This is a genomic window from Gammaproteobacteria bacterium, assembly GCA_016195665.1.
In the GTDB taxonomy this organism is placed as follows: Bacteria; Pseudomonadota; Gammaproteobacteria; order SURF-13; family SURF-13; genus JACPZD01.
Genome location: JACPZD010000036.1, coordinates 138,063 through 157,216 on the forward strand (window position 1 = coordinate 138,063; position 19,154 = coordinate 157,216).

Genomic DNA, 19,154 nt, shown 5'->3' on the forward strand with positions numbered 1-19,154 from the left:
AAGTTGGGTATGGCCATGAGACTCAAGGATAAAGTCGTCCTTATCACCAGCGGTGCCATTGTGCGAGGAACTATTGATGCAACCCACCCTATGGGCCGAAAAGGAAAACTGGAGGAGATAGCACAAGCGGCGCTATACCTCGCCTCTGATGAGGCGAGTTGGACTACAGGTGCTATCCTAACGGTGGACGGCGACGTAATGGCCCAGTGATGTTCGCTGTCGCAGCTCTACTGTAGGTTGTAACTCAACTCTAGATAAAAATTACGTCCTGGCAATGGCAGATCGTTGGGGATTCCTCCCGGGGCAAGGCTAGGCTCACGCACGTCGGCATCAAACAGATTACGCACCGATCCGGCCACACCCCACGGCTCACCCTTCTGCTTGCGGCGCAGGGTAAGATCCAGCGTGGTATAGTTGTCAATCTGCGGTCGCGCGTCACCCGCCACACGCTCGCGGCCCGCTACCCAGTTAATCTGTGGCATCAAATTCCACTCTGGCGTAAATTTCCATTCGGCGCGCGCATAAATATGGTGGTGCGGCGCATTGCCGGCATCGTGGTTCGTGGCATCATCGGTAGAACGCTGAAACGCGTAATTGCCGCGCAGCTTTAACTCCCGATTCAACCGCCAATTCCATTCCCATTCAAAGCCATATCCAGTCTGGCTGCCGGTGTTTTGGGCCGTGGAGGTGGTAGCGGGGGCAGGATCGGGGACAAAGCGGATATTGTCAGCCGTTTTATATCTGAAGAAACTCAGGTTAGTGCGTAGCTCATTGGTAGGACGGTAATCGAATAGTAACTCCAGGGTATTAATGGTCTCCGGCTTAAGATCAGGGTTCCCCAGCACCACAGGATTATTAATATTGTACAATTCCGCAAATGACGGGGCACGAAAGGCGCGGCCGTAGAGAAACTTGGTAGTAAGGTCATGGCGGGTCAACCATATCAGGGCCAGCCGCGGGTTTACGGTGTCGCCGAAATCTGAGTAGTGATCCCAACGCACCCCGGCCGTTAATGACCAATCCCTGATAAAGCTCCACTCGTCCTGGAGCAAGGCATACAGCACATCACGGCTATGCGGCCGTATAAACGGTGCACTATCGGTGACATCCACCAGATCGCCTAAAGAAATCGGTAACGGTCCGGAGGCCTGGCTAAAGTTTTTGACCTCTCTCACCTTGTACAGATTCGCTCGGTTGAAACCCGTACCTAAGCGTATTTGATGTCCCGCGAAACCCGTATAAAGCGAAGATACCCCAAGGCGCCAATGCCGTTCATAGACGTCGGGATTGCCGATCACGCCGTCGGGAAAAGCACCCTTGAAGGCCCCGGGTGGGAAAATGACCAAGTCAGTCAATTGTGTGACATTAAAATAGCTCAATTGCATGGTGACGTCCCAATCCTTCGCAAATACCGGATTATGATAAGTCAGGTCTGCGTTGTAGCGATCGCTGTCGCCCAGCCCGCTGGGATCCAGGGCTTGAGAGATGCCGCCGCCACTCCCTATATCACGTCGGCCCTGATAACCTAGACGCAGCCGCCAATCGCCCTGCGCCAGATCCAGCCGGGTGTCAAGCGTGTCCCGCTGGGTATTAACCGGGCCAGGCGCGAGCGAGACATGAGTCCCGAACAGGGCGTCAAGCCCCGTCTGCGCATCTGCGGCCACGGTCTCCCGCTGACCATCGGTGCCATGTAGCTCTAGCGAAAACGCGACATCCACCCCGCCCCATTTACCTCCATGCAGTAGCCAGGCGTCCTTGGTATTGAAAGAGCCCGCCCTCACACCCGCTTGAGTGCCCGGGATATCTTGGGCCGTTTTGGTGATGATATTGATTGTCCCGGCAAAAGCGTCGGCGCCGAATAAGGCAGACCCTGGGCCACGCACCACCTCGATGCGCGCGATGTCGGCAACCGGCATCCCGCCCCACACCTGGCTCCGGTTACCCTGAAAAATATTGGTAATAGGAATACCGTTGATCAGCACTAATACTTGGGGATTGAACCCCGAAAAAATTCCGCGCATGGTGTAAATTGGGCTGTAGCGGTTTGACGAAACCGAAACATGTAAACCTGGAACAGCCTCCAAGGCCTGATCCAGATCGGTGGCGCCCATTGCTTGTATATCCTCGGCAGTGATCACCGTGGCGGTGGCGGGCGCCTGGGAGATATGCTGGCGATTCCCGGTAGCTATGCTGATAAATTCGGCATCGCCATAAATACTTTCCAGCAGCTCTTCATCGCTTAGCGACTCCGCCCATACGGCACTCGTCGACGCCAAAAAAATTAAACTAGCTAAAAACCGCAAAATCATGTCACATCCTCACACGCTGTAGGTTACGTTGGAGAACTACGTGACAACTATCCCCAGCTACGCCGCGGCGCCCCTTCGTGGCGCAACCGTTCACAACTGAGCGGGAAAAAACTTCCCTCAGGCTTCTCACTGGCCTCTATGAAACAGGGCAACATCCCTGCCACAAAACAAGGGATCATAAACAGATAGTATTCTCGAGGGCTCAAATCGATTTCACAGGCAATGGCCGAAGCCAGGGCCGAAAAGTTCATGTTCATACGCCATCTGCCTTCCAGCAATAGCCGTTCTATCTCAAAGACCATCCGTATATAGGGCCCCTGCTCCAGACCAGCCTCTTTTATCAGGTTTAATAAATGAGGGATTCTTTCATCTTCTCGGGTAACAGGCCGGCCATAGCCGTAGATGCCGCGATAGCGTTCCAGCTCCTTTTTTATACACTCCGAAAGATCGGCACCCTGATCCAGGGCTTTTTTTGTCCTTACTAAAAAATCAATGGCGCGGATGCTCGCACGGCGGCCATAAATTCCCGCTTCTGAGACCGCCATGCCCGCCGTGATGGCAAGCACGCCCGTGCTGCGAACCGTCCCCGCCAGCGCGCACACCCGGTTGTTCCAGAGCCTGGGCTCTGGATAACTGGTCGTCCTCCATAAGCCATTGAGCGCCTTGAGTTGCGCTTCCCTGAATCGTCTCCCGGTGATGCTATATAAATACAATTCCATCCAATCCATATCGGCGAGATCAACATGCAAGTCTTGGCCACGTATCACCACCCGCTCGCCAGGGAACCAGCCGCCCATTTTCGTCACTAGGCGGTCTTCGTTTTCAAAAAGAATCTGTGGACCTTTCATCTTTGCTCTCAATCGTCATAATTTCCCCGTAAGGGGAGAACCGCTGTGTTGTCTGCCAAGGCTTCGTCAGTAACGCTGCGCGCAATCTGACCTACGAACTGTCTCTCAAATGAGGAGCAACTTTCGGGCCAGGATCGTTCTCCACAATCAAGCCATCCGCAAAAAATGGAAACTGCCGCCAGCCGTATCCTTCCTGCTCCATGGCATGCACCGCGGCGCCGGGCAAGCGTAATAATAAAAACAACATCTCGCCCTGTTTAGGCGTGAATCCCAGATCGGTCAATGCCGCCGCTGCGACACCTGTCATGGCCAACGGACAATCCGCGATCTGTTCCAGCTCAGCACGGTGTTGCATCAACCAGGATAACGCCTTGCCTTCGCCATGCGTCGTTAAATAATGGAGGATTTGTCTCACTGGAGTTGTACAACTCGCGCCGTGAGGATCGAATCCGGGCGGATGTTCCATCGGCAGCCAGATATCGGCTCGCTCCGGAATTTCGGGATTGAGCAATTCTTTTTCCCATAATCCCAAATCCTGGCCACAGCGGCCCCAGTACTCTATGGCGATGTAGACTTCATGCGCGCCGCCCAATTGGCCCGCACCGACAGCGAGCGCGGCCATCAGACAGGAGGCGTAGGTGGAGCCACCAACACCGGCGTTCATGGCGGCATTGACACTATGATCGCGCGGCCCCAAATTGGCTACGGCGATCGCCAAACCTTCCAGCAACCTGGCTTGCTTGGGTGTGGGCCGCTCGCCGCGGAACAGCAGATAAAGATATTCAATCCAGCTCGCCTTGCCCAAGATGTCGCCATAGACATCGTAACCATGGCAATAGCAGACTGCGGCGGCGAAGGGGTTGTCGGGCTCGGGATCTTCAGACCAGATGCGGGTGCGTATCTTTTCCTGTTTTGCCATGATGAAACGGATCTACTCAGTGGCCCACGGTATTTGCTACGAGACTCATTACCCTGACCCGTAAGCTCATAGGTGGAACTTCTTCTCCATCTATATGCACATCCAGTAAACTTGGGCCTTTGCGCTTACAGAGAGATTCAATATCCAAATCTTCCACGTCCTTGGGCGAATATATGGAGTAGGTTTCTACGCCCATTGCGTGCGCCATTAGTGCGAAATCCGCAGGAGGCAACTGGTAACCAATCGGTTCAGCCTTAGTTAGGCGTTGGCCATGCTTGACCATGCCGAGCGCACTATCATTGAGGATGATAAAAATGACCGGCAATTGCTCCGCCACTGCTACTGTAATTTCCTGACTGCTCATGAGAAAACTGCCGTCACCGGTGATGCAGACCACCGGCACGCCCGGGCATCCCATAGCTGTACCTACCGCACCGCCTATTGCCCACCCCATGGAGGAAAAACCCATAGCCGTTCTAATGAGACCGCCGCTCATAGAACAACCGTCCGTCATACGGCGGTTAAGTGGGTGCAAATAATGGGTAGACCATGCAAAGCTGTTGCCTGTATCAGCAATGAAGCGAGTATTCGGCGGAAATCTACGTGACAGCTCGCGCATTAAACGTTGCGGCTTGATTGGTGTAGAGTCGTCGAGGCATTTTGCCTCTTCCGCAAGCACGAAATGCCGGGGAAGCTGATCGGGAATACAAGGCTTGCCGATTGTACCCGTTACCCTGCGATCAGTATGCGCCGCCTTATCACGCATTCTCTGGCGGAAGGCAGCCCAGTCGTATACCTCACTCTGCTGTTGGCTCTGGTAAAATTTCAAGAGTCTTTCTAACACCGTCACAATCCGGCCGCGAACATGCAGGCGCGCCATAGGCGAATGGGTGAGATGCTCCGGCGATGAATCAATATGAATGAGCCGGTCATTTAGAATCGCCCTCTCATCCCAGCCCATGCTGTCCCATTCACCCAGACCTGTACCAATCGCCAATATCAGATCAACATCAGAATGGGTCATTGCCTCATAAGCACTGCTGTGGCCGGCAAAGCCAAATACGCCCTTGAACTGTGAATGATAGGGATTGACTAGACCTTTCCCAGATGGCGTAGTCAGCAAGGTTGCCTTAATGATTCTAGCCAGCTCCAGAATTGCACCTACTGCCTCTCCACAACCTTGTCCAATCAGGATCACGGTATGTTTTGCATTCGAGACAGCCTTATATAAGGTATCAATGCTGTCCTGGCTGAACAAGGATTCCGGCTCCACCGCAGAGTCGAACCGGAACTCACTGCAGGGTTTGGATAACGGGCTGCGTAAAACGTCTAACGGTATGCTGAGATGAGCTGGGCCACATGGGGCTTGGTAGGCGGTCCTTATTGCGGTAAACAGTTTACCTTCGAGCTGGTCTACATGAGAGACCAAGGAGTTATAGCGCGTGCAGTACTCAAACATGCCCTGGATATTGACACCCGCACAGGAGGACTCCTGAAACGCCCCTTTTCCGAAGGTAGGAAGCGGAGTTTGCCCTGTAATCACCAGCATCGGAATTTCATCGGCATAGGCCGAGGCGACTCCGGTAATCAAATTGGTTGCGCCGGGACCGGTGGTGGCGCAACACACACCGAGCTTGCCGGTCTCGCGGGTGTAGCCGTCGGCCATAAAGGCGGCGCCACTCTCGTGGCGCGCCACAATGGGGCGCAAGCCACCGCGTCGCTGACTGCGGGCCATGGCGTTATATAAAGGTTCGATGGCTCCGCCGGGAACTCCAAAGACATATTCCACGCCAATCTGTTCCAGATAACCAATAATCAGATCGGCGGCTTGGAACTGGACTTCTGAATCTTGTTTATTATCCTGTGATGGCTCGTTGTGATCGGCGACGATGGACATGGCTTACTCCGCATGGGGTGGAAAAAAACAGAAGGCGCTGCATGTGTGGAATGTTGTTATCGTTAGGGTTCTCTAGACACTGTATTCCGCTTCGACGATATTGCCGGCGTCTTTATACTGCAAGCTGGAACAAAGTGAGCGCGCCAGCGCGATGCCCCGCCCGGAAAATTTCTCATTGCCCGTCAGGCTGGAGCAGACCGTATGAAAATCGAAACCGGTGCCGGAGTCCTTGACCATCACCTTGATCATCCTACCCCCCGGGACGGGCAATTGCTCGAGACGGATGACCACATAGCCGCCTTGCAGCCGTTCCAATCCTTCGCTGCGTTGTAGGTAGTATTGTTCGAATCCGGATGCTGTCTCTTTGATAGAGGAGTCGAGTCCTAACAGCCCATGCTCAATCGCATTATTGATAAGCTCGGTCAATACGGTATACAAATAGGGGCGCTGACCCTCTGGCAGCTTAACGGCCATGAGCCAGTTCATCAGGATGGGAAGCGGATCGGTTTTTTGCAGCGTGTCGCCGCCCACATTGACCTCGATGGACCAATGTGTCGCCACGGCTTGGGTGAAGTTCTGCCGGGGCGTTTCTATGGTCTCGGCCGGCATCTCATCACAGCGGATTTCCAAAAGAGAAATATCATCCGCCGGGGGGTGCTCCCCGATAAAGCCTGTGACATAGTCGCATATCGAGTTAAAAACAGCCGGTGCTGCATCCGCACTGTGGATGACCTGCTCCATACCCTCCTGGCCCAGCATCCGGCCTTCCGAATTCTGGGCCTCGATCAGGCCGTCGCTATAAACGATGAGGGCATAGACATCGGTTAGCGGTATGATCTCGGTATGGCTGTCGAAGTCGCTGGCTTTCAGCACGCCGAGGGGCAGTTTGGTGGAGACGAATCGCTTTACGATACTGCCGTCCGCGGCAATGGCCAAGACCGGCGGCAAACCGCCGTTCCATACCTCTATGCGCTGCCGCAGAGTGTCCACGCTGATAAGACCGGCTGCGCAAAATAATCCTGTCGGTAAAAAATAATTGAGCTTCCTGTTGATCTCCACCGCGATCTCCGTAATGGAGAAACCCTTTTTGGTCATCGCAAAAAATACGTCCGAGGTGGGAATCGCGCCGATGGCGGAGGCGAGACCGTGACCGGTAAAGTCGCCAAACAGGATATACAACTGTCCGGCGGGGCTGCGTTCATATACCAGCAGATCGCCGCTGAAGCGGCCTACTGTTGAGGTCCAATGGCGCAACGAAGAAATATCTTTCGCGCTGGCGACAGTGATGGCGTTGAAGACATGCCTCGCCAGACTGATTTCCTGTTCGATCAGTAGCTGTTGTTTCTCCAAGGCGGTTTTTTGCTGCGCGACGGTCTCGTGCAGACCGTAAATGCGTTCCATCGCCTCGATTTTGGCCTTGATCAGGATGTAGTTATAAGGCTTGCTGAGAAAATCGTCGCCCCCGCTCTCGATGCACTTCGCCAGTTCAGCGTCATCCGTCATGCCGGTCAAAAATATAATGGGAACGAAGCGGGCGCCGCAGAGTTGCTTGATTCTGCGCGCGCACTCGTGGCCGTCCATGACCGGCATCAGCACGTCCATCAAGATCAGGGTGGGGTGCTCCCTGGTGAATAGCTCCAGAGCTCTCTGGCCGTTATCCGCTACGACGAATGTATGGCCGATCTTCCTGACGATGGCGGACAACGTCACCTGACTTGTCCGATCATCTTCGACGATGAGTATTTTCATGTTATTGTTGTTCTGCGTAACCGTTGCACGGCCGGCACAAACGCTGCGGAGCACTTAGCCGCCGGATCCGCTACGCTTGATCCGACCTACTGAATATCAAACAGCTTGTTAAAATTCGAGATGTCGAGCGTACTGCGTATCGCCTTGTTACAGCGCGTCAGCTTGATGCGGCTCTTGCTGCCGATTCGCTCGCGCAATATGAGCAGCATACCCAATGCCGAGCTGTCTATATATTCCGTAGGCTGAAAATCTATCACAAAATTCTCGAATTGGGTATTTTTCAAGGCGGTTTCGTAAGCATCACGAAATTCTTTATGTACGTTGAAATCAAACCGCCCGTGCACACTGATTGTTACCATACTGCCCTGTGACGATACCACAACTTGACCGGTCATAACATTCTCCATCCTTAAACTAACTAGTTGAATAGCCCGGATGTAATGGAATGAAATCCGGGGATTACCAATATAATTCCTGGATTCCGCTACGCTTCATCCAGGCTACACACTTGCTGGCCGAATGAATTCGGCCCTACAAGAATAACTCCGTATCAAAATAGCTCAATATCCCCAACCGCGAGATTTTTCTGGGAAACGGCCTTTCTCCTCCGACCGCTCAAATACCGTACGCGCCTCCACTAGCAGTTGCTGCAGATGGGGTAACCAGTCGCAGGCCATATCGTCGGCACAGCAGGATTAGACCCGCCACGCCTGTTAACAGAGACGGGTAAAAGCTCTCTACGCTCAGCGCCGCCACGCTGAGCGGGATTACCCAACCATGTTGGGTTAAAAGACGATTGTTGACCGGTGAGTCTGACATGTCTTTTTCTTCTCGATTCCACTACGCGGTTGGGGTTCTTAGGCCACCCGCTGACTCACGCAGCTTGTATGCCAGCTAGCGAGTCAGCTGTGCAAGCCGCGCGGCAACCCGTTGTAAGGCAGCACTTCGTCTATACCGCCTTGACATTAACGCCACCTGTTGGAAGACGAAAAACCGAGGGAAGCTCACTCCTTCTCACTACGCATCCCGCTCGTCTCAAAAATCCCGCCAAGTGTCCCGTCGTTCGGCAATTTCATCGCCCCACCCTTTGGTTGCCCGCGCGATTTCATATCGCGCGGTGCGAAATCATATTGGCTTCATTTCCTCTCGCCGCAAGCCAATGCCGAGGCATCAAACCTTGATCGGTAGTGCATAACGACGCTCGCGGTTTATAAGGGCTTTAGAATAGTGCAGCGGGTCAGCGCTTGGATTATTGCCCCAGCCTACCCTGGACAACAGCCACGGTTTATCCGGAATCCCCCTCGTCTCCGCTATCCAGGCTCAACGCCGGCTTGAGATGTTGGTTGCGCTCATCGGCCTCGCCCTGCTCGCGGCGCTCCGCGCTGCGCGCCTCTTCGTGGCGATAACGTGTCACGACTTTGTCGAGCGCCAAACTTTTGCTGCGGGTGGCGAACCATTGGCGCTTGGTCTCTTCATAGACGTTCCGCGCACCATCCACCAAGGCCAACTGTCTGCTAATGGCCTGATCCAGTTTGGCTATAAAATGACGGTAGTCCTGGATCTGTGCCGCCTCCATGCCGGCGCTGCTCGCCGCCTTGTAATGCATATGATATTCAGCCCTGTAGCTGATCAGTTCGTTGAGCCGCGCCTCGCACTCATTCAACGCCTGCTGGGCCTCCGCCATAGCGAGCGCCGCTTCTTGTTCGCGGTTCTCAGCGACTCGAGTTACGGGTTTCAGACGTTGTGATTTGGTCATTGGACTATTCGTGAAGGGTGAGGAGTGAGGGGTGAGGGGTTATGCCTCACTCCTCACGCCTAACGCCTCACCGTTTTTTACGCCTCACGCCTCACTTCTAACGCCTTCCCCGACGTCTCTATCAATCCCCTGAGATCATGAAGACTATCGTTGAGGGTGACGGGCTGATGCTGATCCTGCTGCAGAAAATCCATGAGGCGCGGCTGCATGGCGATAGCCTCGTCTACTCGCGCATCGCTGCCCGCAGTGTAGGCGCCGACACTGATGAGGTCACGGCTTTGCTGATAAGTGGAGTGGAGTTGTTTGAAACGCCGTGCCGACGCCTGATGCCCGGTGGTGGTAATCTCGTTCATGGCGCGGCTGATCGAAGCCTCGATGTCTATCGCGGGATAATGCCCGGCCTCGGATAACGAGCGCGACAGCACCACGTGGCCGTCCAGAATTGCGCGCGTAGCGTCGGCGATCGGATCGTTATGGTCGTCGCCCTCGGTCAGCACCGTGTAAAAAGCAGTAATAGAACCACCGCCCGCGTCGCCGTTACCGGCCCGCTCAACCAGTTGCGGGAGTTTGGCGAACACCGACGGGGGATAACCCTTGGTCGCGGGCGGTTCTCCGATGGCGAGCGCGATCTCGCGCTGCGCCTGGGCATAGCGTGTGAGTGAGTCCATCAACAGCAAGACGTGCAGACCGCGATCGCGGAAGTACTCGGCGATGCTGGTGGCGAGCGCCGCACCTTGGATGCGCATGAGCGGCGGATTGTCCGCGGGCGAGGCCACCACGACGGCGCGCTTCATCCCCTCCGGGCCCAGGATATTTTCGATAAATTCCTTCACCTCGCGGCCGCGCTCGCCGATCAGACCGACCACGATGACATCGGCGTTGGTGTAGCGGGTCATCATGCCGAGCAGCACACTCTTGCCGACGCCGCTGCCGGCGAACAGGCCCATGCGTTGCCCGCGTCCGACGCTCAGCAAGGCATTGATGGCGCGCACGCCCACGTCGAGCGGTTCGCGTATCGGGTGCCGTGTGAGCGGATTGATAAAACGCCCGGTGAGCGGCACGCGCAACTCGGTATGCAACGGCCCGGCGCTATCCAGCGGACAGCCCGCGCCATCCAACACTCTTCCCAACAAGGCCTCGCCGACCGCCGCTTCACACACGCGGCCGGTGGGAATCACCCGCGCATTGGGCGCGATGCCGCGGATATCGCCCGTCGGCATGAGAAATAATTTTTCACCGGCGAAACCCACTACCTCGGCCTCTACGCTGCCGTTCGGCCCGCTTACCAGACAGCGCGAACCGATGGCGGCCTGGCAGCCCACTGCCTCGAGGGTAAGACCCACCACGCGCGTGAGTTTGCCCTCGACGACCAACGAGATCGGTGTCTCGGCGCGCTTGCGGCAACGCTCCAATCGCATCGCCCATAGCGCTCCGTTCTCCTCCGGGCCACGGGTCTCGCGGTGATGGCTATGCCTGTGTGGGGCTGTCGCTGTCACGCACGCCTCCCAACACGGTGGCGATCAGGATCGCCAGGCGGGTCTCAACACTGGCGTCTATCGAGGAGGTATCCGTTATCACGCGGCAACCGCCGCGCGTCAACACCGGATCTTCCATGATGCGCCAGGGCCGTTCGGCGTCACTGATCGCCAAGGCGTCGCGCACCAGGGTCGCGTCCTCGGGATGCAGATAGAGACGGGCGTTGCGGGTAGCGACCGGCAGGCTCGCCATCGCCTCGCGCACCACGGCGACGATCTGGCCCGGGTCGGTCTTTAATTCGCGCCGCACCAGTTGCCGCAGCATGGTGGTGGTGAGCAGCAGCAATTCCTGCTCGACCTGTTGATCCAATCCTTCGAACGGCGCACTCAAGGCGCGCATCATCTGATCCAGCCGCTGTACCTGAGCGTGCAACTCGTCCTGGCCGGCGGCGAGCCCTTCACGGCGACCCAAGGCGAAGCCTTCCTCATACGCCTGGCGCTGTACTTGTTCGATTTGACCCGCGGTGAGCAGGTTGGCGCCGAGGCCTGGTCCGGACGGCGCGGCGCGCGACGACTGCACCGCGGGCAACACCCAGCGCTCGCAGTCGGAAAGTTCTTCCTGGGGGATAACCCTAGACAAATTGTTCACCTGTACCGCCCAGCGCGATCTCGCCGGCATCGGCCATGCGGCGGGCGACGGTGAGGATCTCCTTCTGCGCGGCCTCGACCTCGGACAAGCGCACCGGCCCTTTGGCCTCCAGGTCGTCGCGCATGATTTCGGCGGCGCGCTTCGACATATTCTTGAAGATCTTGTCCTTCATCGCGTCGTCGGCGCCCTTCAAGGCGAGCAGCAGAGTCTCGGACGACACTTCGCGCAGCAGAGACTGTATGCCACGGTCGTCCACCTCGAGCAGATTCTCGAACACAAACATCAGATCCTGAATCTTTTGCCCAAGCTCCGCGTCGAGTTCCTTGACCTTCTCCAGCAGCGCGGCCTCCAGCGAGGTATCCATGTTGTTGAGGATATTGGCGGCGGCCTTGACGCCGCCGACCGCGGCGGACTTCACGTTGCTGGTGGAGTCGCCGGAAAACTGCTTCTCCATGATCTCGTTCAATTCGTGCAACGCGGTAGGCTGTATGCCGTCGAGCGAGGCGATGCGCATCAGCACATCCAGCCTCACCCGCTCTGTGAATTGGGCGATCACCTCGGCCGCCTGATCGCTGTCGAGATAGGCCAGCACGATGGCGATGATCTGCGGGTGCTCCAGGCGGATGATTTCCGCCACGGCGCGCGGCTCCATCCACTTGAGCGCCTCCAGCCCCTTGCTGTTGCTGCCCATCAGGATGCGGTCTATGATGCCGCCGGCCTTGTCCTGGCCCAGCGCCTTCACCAGCACGTTGCGGATGTAATCTTCCGAACCGATGCCGAGATTGGTTTCGTTGTCCACGGACTCGCAAAAATTCGCCAGCACCTCGCCAACCTGGACCTTGGAGATATTATTCAGCGCGGCCATGGTGCTGCCGAGCTTCTGCACCTCCTTCGGGCCCATGTGCTTCAGCACCTCGGAGGCATATTGCTCGCCCAGGCTGAGCAGCAGTACTGCGGCGCGCTCTACCCCCGGCAATTTGCTAAGGTTCTCAGCCATCGCTCGCTACCCAGGTCTTGACCACTTGGGCGACGCGCTTGGGATCTTGCGCCGCCAGCGTCTTGGCGGTACTGAGATTGGCATCGTAACTGCCGGAGCCGGCCAGCCGCGCCACCTGCGCGGGCCCGCCGAGGCTGAGCCTATCATCAGCCACCATCATGCCGCCTTGCGCGCCTGCGCCGCGCGGGACGGAATCGCCGCGCGTGGCGAGCCCGCTCAATACCGGACGCAACACACCGAACACAATCAGCAACACGACCAAACCGGCGCCCAGTTGTTTACCCAGACTCGCCAGCCACGGCTTCTCGAAGAATGACGGCTCGGGCGGCGGCTCGACCGCCTCCGGCACATTAAATGCCGCATTGACCACGTTGACGGTGTCGCCGCGCTTTTCATTAAAGCCGACGGCGTCCTTTACGAGCGCGGTAAAGCGGGTGAGCTCCTCCGGCGTGAGCGGGGTCTTCACCGGATCGCCATTGTCATCGGTGCTCTGGCGATCGTTCACCACCACCGCCACGGACAGGCGCTTGACCGTCCCGCTCGATAATTGGGTATGGCTGATGGTCTTGTCGAGTTCGTAATTGCGCGTTGCGCGCGCGCTGCTGTTCTGCGGGCCGGATGCACTGCTTTCCGCCGCCGGCGCTCCGGCGGCGGCCGCAGCGGCATTGGCGGGAGTAGGCGCGACGGTCGCCGCGGCAGGCGGCTGGTTGGACAGCGCCCCCGGTATCCCGCTCGCCGCGCCGCCGCCGGCGGTTTTTTCCTCACTGGTCTGTTCGCTGCGCAGGGCCGGCTTATCCTTGTTAAAGCTTTCCTGGGTCTGCTCGGTGACGGTGAAATCCATCTCGGCCACCACCTGCGCCCGCACCCCTTCCGCTCCGACGATGGGCGAGAGGATGCCCTCGATGCGCTTCACGTAGGAATCTTCCATGCGCTGGGTATATTCGAATTGCGAGGCGCTCAACGCCATCTCGCGCGAGGATTTCTGGCTGGTGAGCAACTGCCCCTTCTGATCTATCACCGTGACCTGCTCGGCGGAGAGGTTGGGAATGCTGGAGGCCACCAGATGCACGATGGCCGTCACCTCTCCGTCCGACAGATTGCGTCCCGGGTAGAGGTTGACCACCACCGAGGCGCTCGGCTCCTGTTTAGCGCGCACGAACATGGATTGTTTGGGTATGGCCAGGTGTATCCGGGCGCCTTGCACATTATTGAGAGTGGCGATGGAGAGCGCCAGCTCCTCCTCCAGAGCGCGCTGATAGCGCGCGGCCTCCATGAACTGGCTGGCGCCGAAGCCCTGCTGACCCTCCATGGCCTCGAAGCCGCCGGATGTCCCCTTGGGCAGTCCCTGCGTGGCGAGCTTCAGGCGCGCATCATGCACGCGCTCCATGGGGACCTGTATGGCGCCGCTGCCCTGGTCCACCTTGTACGGGATATTATTCTTTTGCAGGGCGTCAATGATCTGACCGCTGTCCTTGTCCGACAGACTGCTATACAGCACACGATAGCTCGGCTCCTGTCCCCACATCACCACCGCCACGCCCAGCGCCACGCTGGCGGCAAGACCGATCAGCAGCCCTAATTGGCGCACCAGAGGGAGATGGGTGAAGCCCAGCGCCGAGGTTGTAAAATTTGGCATATTCATATTAAAAACAGTGACAAGATACAAGATACAAGATACAAGTCATCTTCCGAATTAATCTGTTTTTTTCTTGTATCTTGTATCTTGTATCTCTCATACCTGCATATTCATCACGTCTTGATAGGCCGACACCAGTTTGTTTCGCACCTGTGTCATCGCCTGAAAAGAGATGCTGGCCTTTTGCAGCGCGACCATCACCTCGGCGAGGTCTGCCTGCTTGTCGCCACTCTCGAAGGCCTGGGTCAACTTCGAGGCAGTCTGTTGCGCCTCATTGACCCCATCAATAGACCGCTTGAGCAGATCCGCAAAACCACCCTCGGCGGTTTGGCTGGCGGCGGCCGTCTCACCACGGGCCAGGACGGCCGTGCTGCGCAGTTGATTTAAAAGTTGAGAGACATCAATATCGTTCATGTGCATCACCTAAATTGAGTGGTTACCAGCGACAAAAATAAAGAGGTTTTCTTGTATCTTGTTACTTGTACCTTGCATCTGCCTTAATCATGCAGATTCCACGCCAACCTCACCGGGCAGAGCGTAGCCCTCCTCACGCAGCCGCGCGAGCTTATAGCGCAGCGTGCGCTGACTGATCCCCAGCCGCACGGCGGCCAGCTTGCGGCTGCCCATCGTCTTGGTGAGGGCCTCGACAATTAACTCCTTTTCGCGCGCCTTGAGATCGCCGCCCAGTTTCTCTTGCTGGGGCGTCTGCATAGGCGCCGGTATGCCTTCCATTGCAACGGCTTCAAACTGCAAATCGTCCGCGCCGATCTCATCGCCGGGTTGCATGATGAGCGCACGCTGAATGATGTTGTCCAGTTCGCGGACATTCCCTGTCCAACGATGCGCGAGCAGATGCGTCTTTGCCGCCTCAGACAGAGCCGGCGCGGGGCGCTGGCTGGTCTGGGCGCTGCGCGCCAGAAAATAATTTGCCAGCGGAATAATGTCCGCCGGCCGCTCGCGCAAGGCGGGCCAGTACAGCGGGAATACATTGAGGCGGTAGAATAAATCCTCGCGGAACCGCCCGGCGGCCACCTCATCGCGCAGAATGCGGTTAGAGGTGGCCAGCACGCGCAGATTTAATGGGATCAGCTTGCGGCCGCCCAACCGCTCCACCTCGCGCTCCTGCAAGACACGCAACAACTTCGCCTGCAAGCCCAGACTCATCTCGGAAATTTCATCGAGTAATAGCGTACCGCCCTCAGCCTGTTCGAGCTTGCCGGGACAGGACTGGTAGGCCCCGGTGAAGGCGCCCTTCTCATAACCGAACAAGGTGGCCTCCAGCATGTTTTCCGGAATCGCCGCGCAATTGATGGCCACGAAAGGCCCCTTGCTGCGCGATGAATGACGGTGGATATAACGCGCCAGCACCTCCTTGCCGGTGCCGCTCTCGCCGCCGATCATCACGGTGGCCTCGCTGTCGGCCACGCGCCGGGCGAGGCTGACCAATTTCAGACTGCGCTCGTCCACGGCGATCAACTCAGCGTCCTCGGCTGCGGTATGAATCAAAAAACGGCTCACCCGTTGAATCAGCGCCTCGGCCTCGAAGGGTTTCACCAGATAATCCACCGCCCCGTTGCGCATCGCCTCCACCGCGCTCTTGATGGTGCCGAAGGCCGTCATCAGCAACACCGGCAGATCGGGCCGGCGGATGCGGATCTGTTTCAACAGCGCATGACCATCCATCCTCTCCATCTGGATATCGCTCACCACCATACCGAGATCACGGCCGCGTCCGCCCTCCTCCAGAAACTCCAGGGCCTCGCGGCCGTCTTGGGCGGCGAGCACCGGGTAACCCGCCAATTGCAGGGTGTCGCACAACGCCTCGCGCAACGATAAGTCGTCTTCTACTACCAATACCGTGGCATTACTCATGACATCCTCTCTTTAAGTTTTTTTCTTTTGGCGCTGTCTATCGGTAACAACTGTGCCGTACATGGATGTACCAATGTCGCGGGAGGCAGGAAGCCGGCAGCGACTGCCGTACACGCGGTATGCTGCGCCACTTCACTGGGTAAGATCTTTGCAGGCTTGAGCGGCAGGCGCAGGCCGAAGGTGCTGCCCTGCCCCGGTTCGGATTCCACCCACACCATCCCTTGATGGGCGCGGACGATGGCCTGCACCACCGCGAGACCCAGGCCGGTGCCTTGCGCGCGGGTGGTAAAAAAGGGTTCAAAGATGCGCTCCAGCACTGCGTCGGGGATACCGGGGCCGTTGTCGCTGAGCAGGACATTGACGGCCTCGCTACCGTGCGGGTCGCTCACGATGTGAGTCAACAACTGCAAGCGCCCGCCCTTGCCGCAGGCCTGCATGGCGTTGCTGACCAGATTCTGCAAGGCGCTCAACAGGGCCTCACGGTTGCCGTACAACTTCGCCTCCGGGGCCTCATCCAGCACCTCCAAACGGCAACCTGCCACGGACAGCGGCGCATCCGTCGCCTGTTGCAAATCCTGCAAGAGTGCTGCGACCTCGATCTCTTCGGCGCCGAAATGTCCGCCCTTGGCGAACACCAGCATATCGTTCACCAGCCGTTCGAGATGCCGCAGGCGCGACAGCACCTTGCCTGCATACTGGCGGTAATCTGCATTGTCGTGTTGAGGAGCGGCCGACATTAATACATCCCTGTGCGTCACGAGCTGCGAGGTATACAACAATGCGGCGGATAACGGGGTACGAATTTGGTGGGCCAGCGCCGCCGCCATCTCGCCCATCGCCGATAGGCGTTGGTGACGGCTCAGACCCTCCTGCAGGGCATGCACCTCGGTGACATCCCTGAGCAGCAGGATCTGACCGGGTTCCGTGCCTAATGAGCTGGTGGAAAGACTCACGCGCCGGCCGTCGCGCAGTAACAGTTCCTGGCCTTCACCCAGCTCCGGGGCGAAGACGCGCGCGGCCACCGCCGCCCAGTTCAATCCCAGCAAGGGCTCGCCTAATAAGGACACGGCCAACGGATTATATTCTTGGATGCGCCCGGCGCCGTTCAGCACCACGACACCGGCGGGAAGTACGGTGAGCAAGTGCGTCAGCCGGTTGGCCAGACGCTCTTTTTCGGCGAGTTGTAACAGGCGTTCACTGCGTGCCGCCGCTAGCTCGTCGGTGAGCTGGGCGACGCGATTTTCAAGGACGAGATAGGAGGCGCTAAGCTGTTCCGAGACCTGGGTGAAAACGTGGAAGGCGTCTTCCAGGCCTTGGGCTTGGTGAGTCGGCGCGTGCGTCATGTCGTTGCTCTCGCTAGTAAATCAGCTAGGAATGGTCTCTGTACCACTCCCGAGAGCAAAAAGTGTGCCCGCGTTACTTATTCTATATAAAACAAACTATTATAAAATATGCCCCACAACGAGCGTCAATATTCCGCCGGTTCGTCGGCACGCTGTAGGCCGTATTTACGCAATTTTTCCACCAGCGTGGTGCGGCGCATCTTGAGCCGGGTAGCGGCCCGCGTGACCACCCCGTCGGTCTCCTGCAGAGCCTGCTGGATCAGGTTGATTTCCATGTTCTTGAGATGTTCGCGCAGGTCTATGCCATCGCGCGGCAGCCGTGCGGACTGCTGTAGCGTAGCCGGCAGCACCTCTTCCTCGCCCAGGGGCAGGGCTTGCGCCACCGCGGCACGGAATTTCTCGGGCAGGTTTTGCAGATCCACCAGCCCGTATGGATAAAGGATGGCGAGCCGTTCGATCAGATTGGCGAGTTCGCGCACGTTGCCGGGCCACGGATACTGGCAGAGTGCCAGCACTGCGGTCGGTGTAAGCCGCACCGAACCGCGTTTTTCGTGCTCGATGCGCAGGATCAGCTCGTTGATGAGCAACGGAATATCCTCCACCCGCTCCCGCAGCGGCGGCATTTGAATCGGAAAGACATTCAGACGATAGTAAAGATCCTCGCGGAATTTACCGGACTTGATGGCCTCCTCCAGATTGATGTGGGTCGCGGCGATGATGCGCACATCCACGGCGATGCTCTTGTTGCTGCCCACCCGCTCGAAGGTGCGTTCCTGCAACACCCGCAACAGCTTGACCTGCATGGCGAGGCTCATGTCGCCGATCTCGTCGAGGAACAAGGTGCCGCCTTCGGCCATTTCGAAGCGCCCCTGGCGCGTGCTGATGGCGCCGGTGAAGGCGCCCTTTTCATGGCCGAACAGCTCGCTCTCCAACAGGTCGGACGGGATAGCGCCGCAATTGACGGGGACGAAGTTGTGATCGCGCCGCGCCGACTGATAATGCAGGTTGCGCGCCACCACCTCCTTGCCCGTCCCCGATTCGCCCAGGATCAGCACGTTGGCGTCCGACTGCGCGACCTGCTCCATCTGTTGCCGCACCTCGCGGATCGCCCGGCTATTGCCGACCAGGCTGCGAAACATCTCCAGCGGCCGTTTCAGGCTGGCGCCCTCTTTACTCTCTTTGTAGATCTGAGCCTGATTCAGGACGTGGTTGAGCTGGGTATATTTGATCGGGAAATCGACCGTCGCTAGAAAACCGCCGGTGAGGTCCAACGGGACCTGCTGCGGGACATCGGCTTCCTTCAGCAACAGGATGGGGAGATTGGGCGCCCAATCGGTAAGGGCGCGATACACATCTAATAAAGTGTCTTTTGACCCGCAGCGGCCGAGCAAGGCGATATGAATGGAGTCGGGTTTATCGAGGGCGTCGCGCCACTTTTTAGGATCGGCGACCAGGATGGGCGTGTGGTCTATACACTCCAGCAGCGTCTTCAACAAATCGCGCCGCTGGGCGTCCGCCTCTATCACTAATACTGTCATTGGCGTGGACATTTATCTCATCTCCCAATGCAACTGTTGAACCGAGGGTCAATTTGATAACGGATAGCTGCATATAGCAGCCATCACTATCTGTATAAATTTAATTATATCCAACAGTTAATCACTAAATTTGCAAGATGTCAAAAATATGCCGTGTACAGGGGGT

16 protein-coding genes are annotated in these 19,154 nt (G+C 57.5%); 1 reads left to right on the forward strand and 15 read right to left on the reverse strand.

Annotation, left to right across the window (positions count from 1 at the left end):
- Positions 1 to 9: 9 nt before the first annotated feature.
- Positions 10 to 210, forward strand: coding sequence for an SDR family oxidoreductase (locus HY028_10415; GenBank protein ID MBI3345248.1), 201 nt, complete (start codon positions 10 to 12; stop codon positions 208 to 210).
- A gap of 17 nt (positions 211 to 227) precedes the next feature.
- Here the strand turns inward: HY028_10415 and HY028_10420 are convergent, their stop codons facing one another.
- The 15 genes from HY028_10420 to HY028_10490 form a co-directional block, all read right to left on the reverse strand.
- Positions 228 to 2,309 carry a TonB-dependent receptor gene (locus tag HY028_10420; GenBank protein ID MBI3345249.1) on the reverse strand — a complete coding sequence of 694 codons (2,082 nt, stop codon included), beginning with the start codon at positions 2,307 to 2,309 and terminating at the stop codon, positions 228 to 230.
- A 47-nt stretch (positions 2,310 to 2,356) separates the two neighbouring features.
- Positions 2,357 to 3,157 carry a hypothetical protein gene (locus tag HY028_10425; protein ID MBI3345250.1) on the reverse strand — a complete coding sequence of 267 codons (801 nt, stop codon included), beginning with the start codon at positions 3,155 to 3,157 and terminating at the stop codon, positions 2,357 to 2,359.
- A 91-nt stretch (positions 3,158 to 3,248) separates the two neighbouring features.
- On the reverse strand, positions 3,249 to 4,076 hold the full coding sequence (locus HY028_10430) for a citryl-CoA lyase (protein MBI3345251.1): 828 nt from the start codon (positions 4,074 to 4,076) through the stop codon (positions 3,249 to 3,251).
- 16 nt (positions 4,077 to 4,092) lie between these two features.
- Complete coding sequence (locus HY028_10435) at positions 4,093 to 5,973, reverse strand: thiamine pyrophosphate-binding protein (GenBank protein ID MBI3345252.1); 1,881 nt, start codon at positions 5,971 to 5,973, stop codon at positions 4,093 to 4,095.
- Positions 5,974 to 6,045: 72 nt separating this feature from the next.
- Positions 6,046 to 7,722 (reverse strand): fused response regulator/phosphatase, encoded by a 1,677-nt coding sequence (locus HY028_10440; protein ID MBI3345253.1) that lies wholly within the window; start codon positions 7,720 to 7,722, stop codon positions 6,046 to 6,048.
- A gap of 86 nt (positions 7,723 to 7,808) precedes the next feature.
- Positions 7,809 to 8,117, reverse strand: a complete 309-nt coding sequence (locus HY028_10445) for an STAS domain-containing protein (protein ID MBI3345254.1) — start codon at positions 8,115 to 8,117, stop codon at positions 7,809 to 7,811.
- Between the two features lie 890 nt (positions 8,118 to 9,007).
- Positions 9,008 to 9,478: a flagellar export protein FliJ gene (fliJ, locus tag HY028_10450; protein MBI3345255.1), complete on the reverse strand. Its 471-nt coding sequence runs from the start codon at positions 9,476 to 9,478 to the stop codon at positions 9,008 to 9,010.
- 77 nt (positions 9,479 to 9,555) lie between these two features.
- Complete coding sequence (gene fliI / locus HY028_10455) at positions 9,556 to 10,896, reverse strand: flagellar protein export ATPase FliI (protein ID MBI3345256.1); 1,341 nt, start codon at positions 10,894 to 10,896, stop codon at positions 9,556 to 9,558.
- Positions 10,897 to 10,945: 49 nt separating this feature from the next.
- The gene (locus HY028_10460; GenBank protein ID MBI3345257.1) at positions 10,946 to 11,632 is read right to left on the reverse strand and encodes a flagellar assembly protein FliH; all 687 of its coding nucleotides are present in this window, start codon (positions 11,630 to 11,632) and stop codon (positions 10,946 to 10,948) included.
- The gene (gene fliG / locus HY028_10465; protein MBI3345258.1) at positions 11,586 to 12,599 is read right to left on the reverse strand and encodes a flagellar motor switch protein FliG; all 1,014 of its coding nucleotides are present in this window, start codon (positions 12,597 to 12,599) and stop codon (positions 11,586 to 11,588) included. Before fliG ends, HY028_10460 begins: the two co-directional genes overlap by 47 nt.
- Positions 12,592 to 14,235 carry a flagellar M-ring protein FliF gene (gene fliF / locus HY028_10470; GenBank protein ID MBI3345259.1) on the reverse strand — a complete coding sequence of 548 codons (1,644 nt, stop codon included), beginning with the start codon at positions 14,233 to 14,235 and terminating at the stop codon, positions 12,592 to 12,594. The genes fliG and fliF overlap by 8 nt, the downstream gene beginning before the upstream one ends.
- Before the next feature lie 96 nt (positions 14,236 to 14,331).
- The gene (gene fliE / locus HY028_10475) at positions 14,332 to 14,649 is read right to left on the reverse strand and encodes a flagellar hook-basal body complex protein FliE (protein ID MBI3345260.1); all 318 of its coding nucleotides are present in this window, start codon (positions 14,647 to 14,649) and stop codon (positions 14,332 to 14,334) included.
- Positions 14,650 to 14,736: 87 nt separating this feature from the next.
- Positions 14,737 to 16,107: a sigma-54-dependent Fis family transcriptional regulator gene (locus HY028_10480; protein MBI3345261.1), complete on the reverse strand. Its 1,371-nt coding sequence runs from the start codon at positions 16,105 to 16,107 to the stop codon at positions 14,737 to 14,739.
- A complete protein-coding gene (locus tag HY028_10485; protein ID MBI3345262.1) occupies positions 16,104 to 17,450 on the reverse strand; it encodes a PAS domain-containing sensor histidine kinase in 1,347 nt (448 codons plus the stop codon). The genes HY028_10480 and HY028_10485 overlap by 4 nt, the downstream gene beginning before the upstream one ends.
- 125 nt (positions 17,451 to 17,575) lie before the next feature.
- Positions 17,576 to 19,000, reverse strand: coding sequence for a sigma-54-dependent Fis family transcriptional regulator (locus HY028_10490; protein MBI3345263.1), 1,425 nt, complete (start codon positions 18,998 to 19,000; stop codon positions 17,576 to 17,578).
- Positions 19,001 to 19,154: the final 154 nt, after the last annotated feature.

Coding starts and splice junctions, on each gene's coding strand:
- HY028_10415 (MBI3345248.1), top strand. CDS start 10: ATGGCCATGAGACTCAAGGATAAAGTCGTCCTTATCACCAGCGGTGCC.
- HY028_10420 (MBI3345249.1), bottom strand. CDS start 2,309: ATGATTTTGCGGTTTTTAGCTAGTTTAATTTTTTTGGCGTCGACGAGT.
- HY028_10425 (MBI3345250.1), bottom strand. CDS start 3,157: ATGAAAGGTCCACAGATTCTTTTTGAAAACGAAGACCGCCTAGTGACG.
- HY028_10430 (MBI3345251.1), bottom strand. CDS start 4,076: ATGGCAAAACAGGAAAAGATACGCACCCGCATCTGGTCTGAAGATCCC.
- HY028_10435 (MBI3345252.1), bottom strand. CDS start 5,973: ATGTCCATCGTCGCCGATCACAACGAGCCATCACAGGATAATAAACAA.
- HY028_10440 (MBI3345253.1), bottom strand. CDS start 7,722: ATGAAAATACTCATCGTCGAAGATGATCGGACAAGTCAGGTGACGTTG.
- HY028_10445 (MBI3345254.1), bottom strand. CDS start 8,117: ATGACCGGTCAAGTTGTGGTATCGTCACAGGGCAGTATGGTAACAATC.
- fliJ (MBI3345255.1), bottom strand. CDS start 9,478: ATGACCAAATCACAACGTCTGAAACCCGTAACTCGAGTCGCTGAGAAC.
- fliI (MBI3345256.1), bottom strand. CDS start 10,896: ATGCGATTGGAGCGTTGCCGCAAGCGCGCCGAGACACCGATCTCGTTG.
- HY028_10460 (MBI3345257.1), bottom strand. CDS start 11,632: ATGCCGGCGAGATCGCGCTGGGCGGTACAGGTGAACAATTTGTCTAGG.
- fliG (MBI3345258.1), bottom strand. CDS start 12,599: ATGGCTGAGAACCTTAGCAAATTGCCGGGGGTAGAGCGCGCCGCAGTA.
- fliF (MBI3345259.1), bottom strand. CDS start 14,235: ATGCCAAATTTTACAACCTCGGCGCTGGGCTTCACCCATCTCCCTCTG.
- fliE (MBI3345260.1), bottom strand. CDS start 14,649: ATGAACGATATTGATGTCTCTCAACTTTTAAATCAACTGCGCAGCACG.
- HY028_10480 (MBI3345261.1), bottom strand. CDS start 16,107: ATGAGTAATGCCACGGTATTGGTAGTAGAAGACGACTTATCGTTGCGC.
- HY028_10485 (MBI3345262.1), bottom strand. CDS start 17,450: ATGACGCACGCGCCGACTCACCAAGCCCAAGGCCTGGAAGACGCCTTC.
- HY028_10490 (MBI3345263.1), bottom strand. CDS start 19,000: ATGTCCACGCCAATGACAGTATTAGTGATAGAGGCGGACGCCCAGCGG.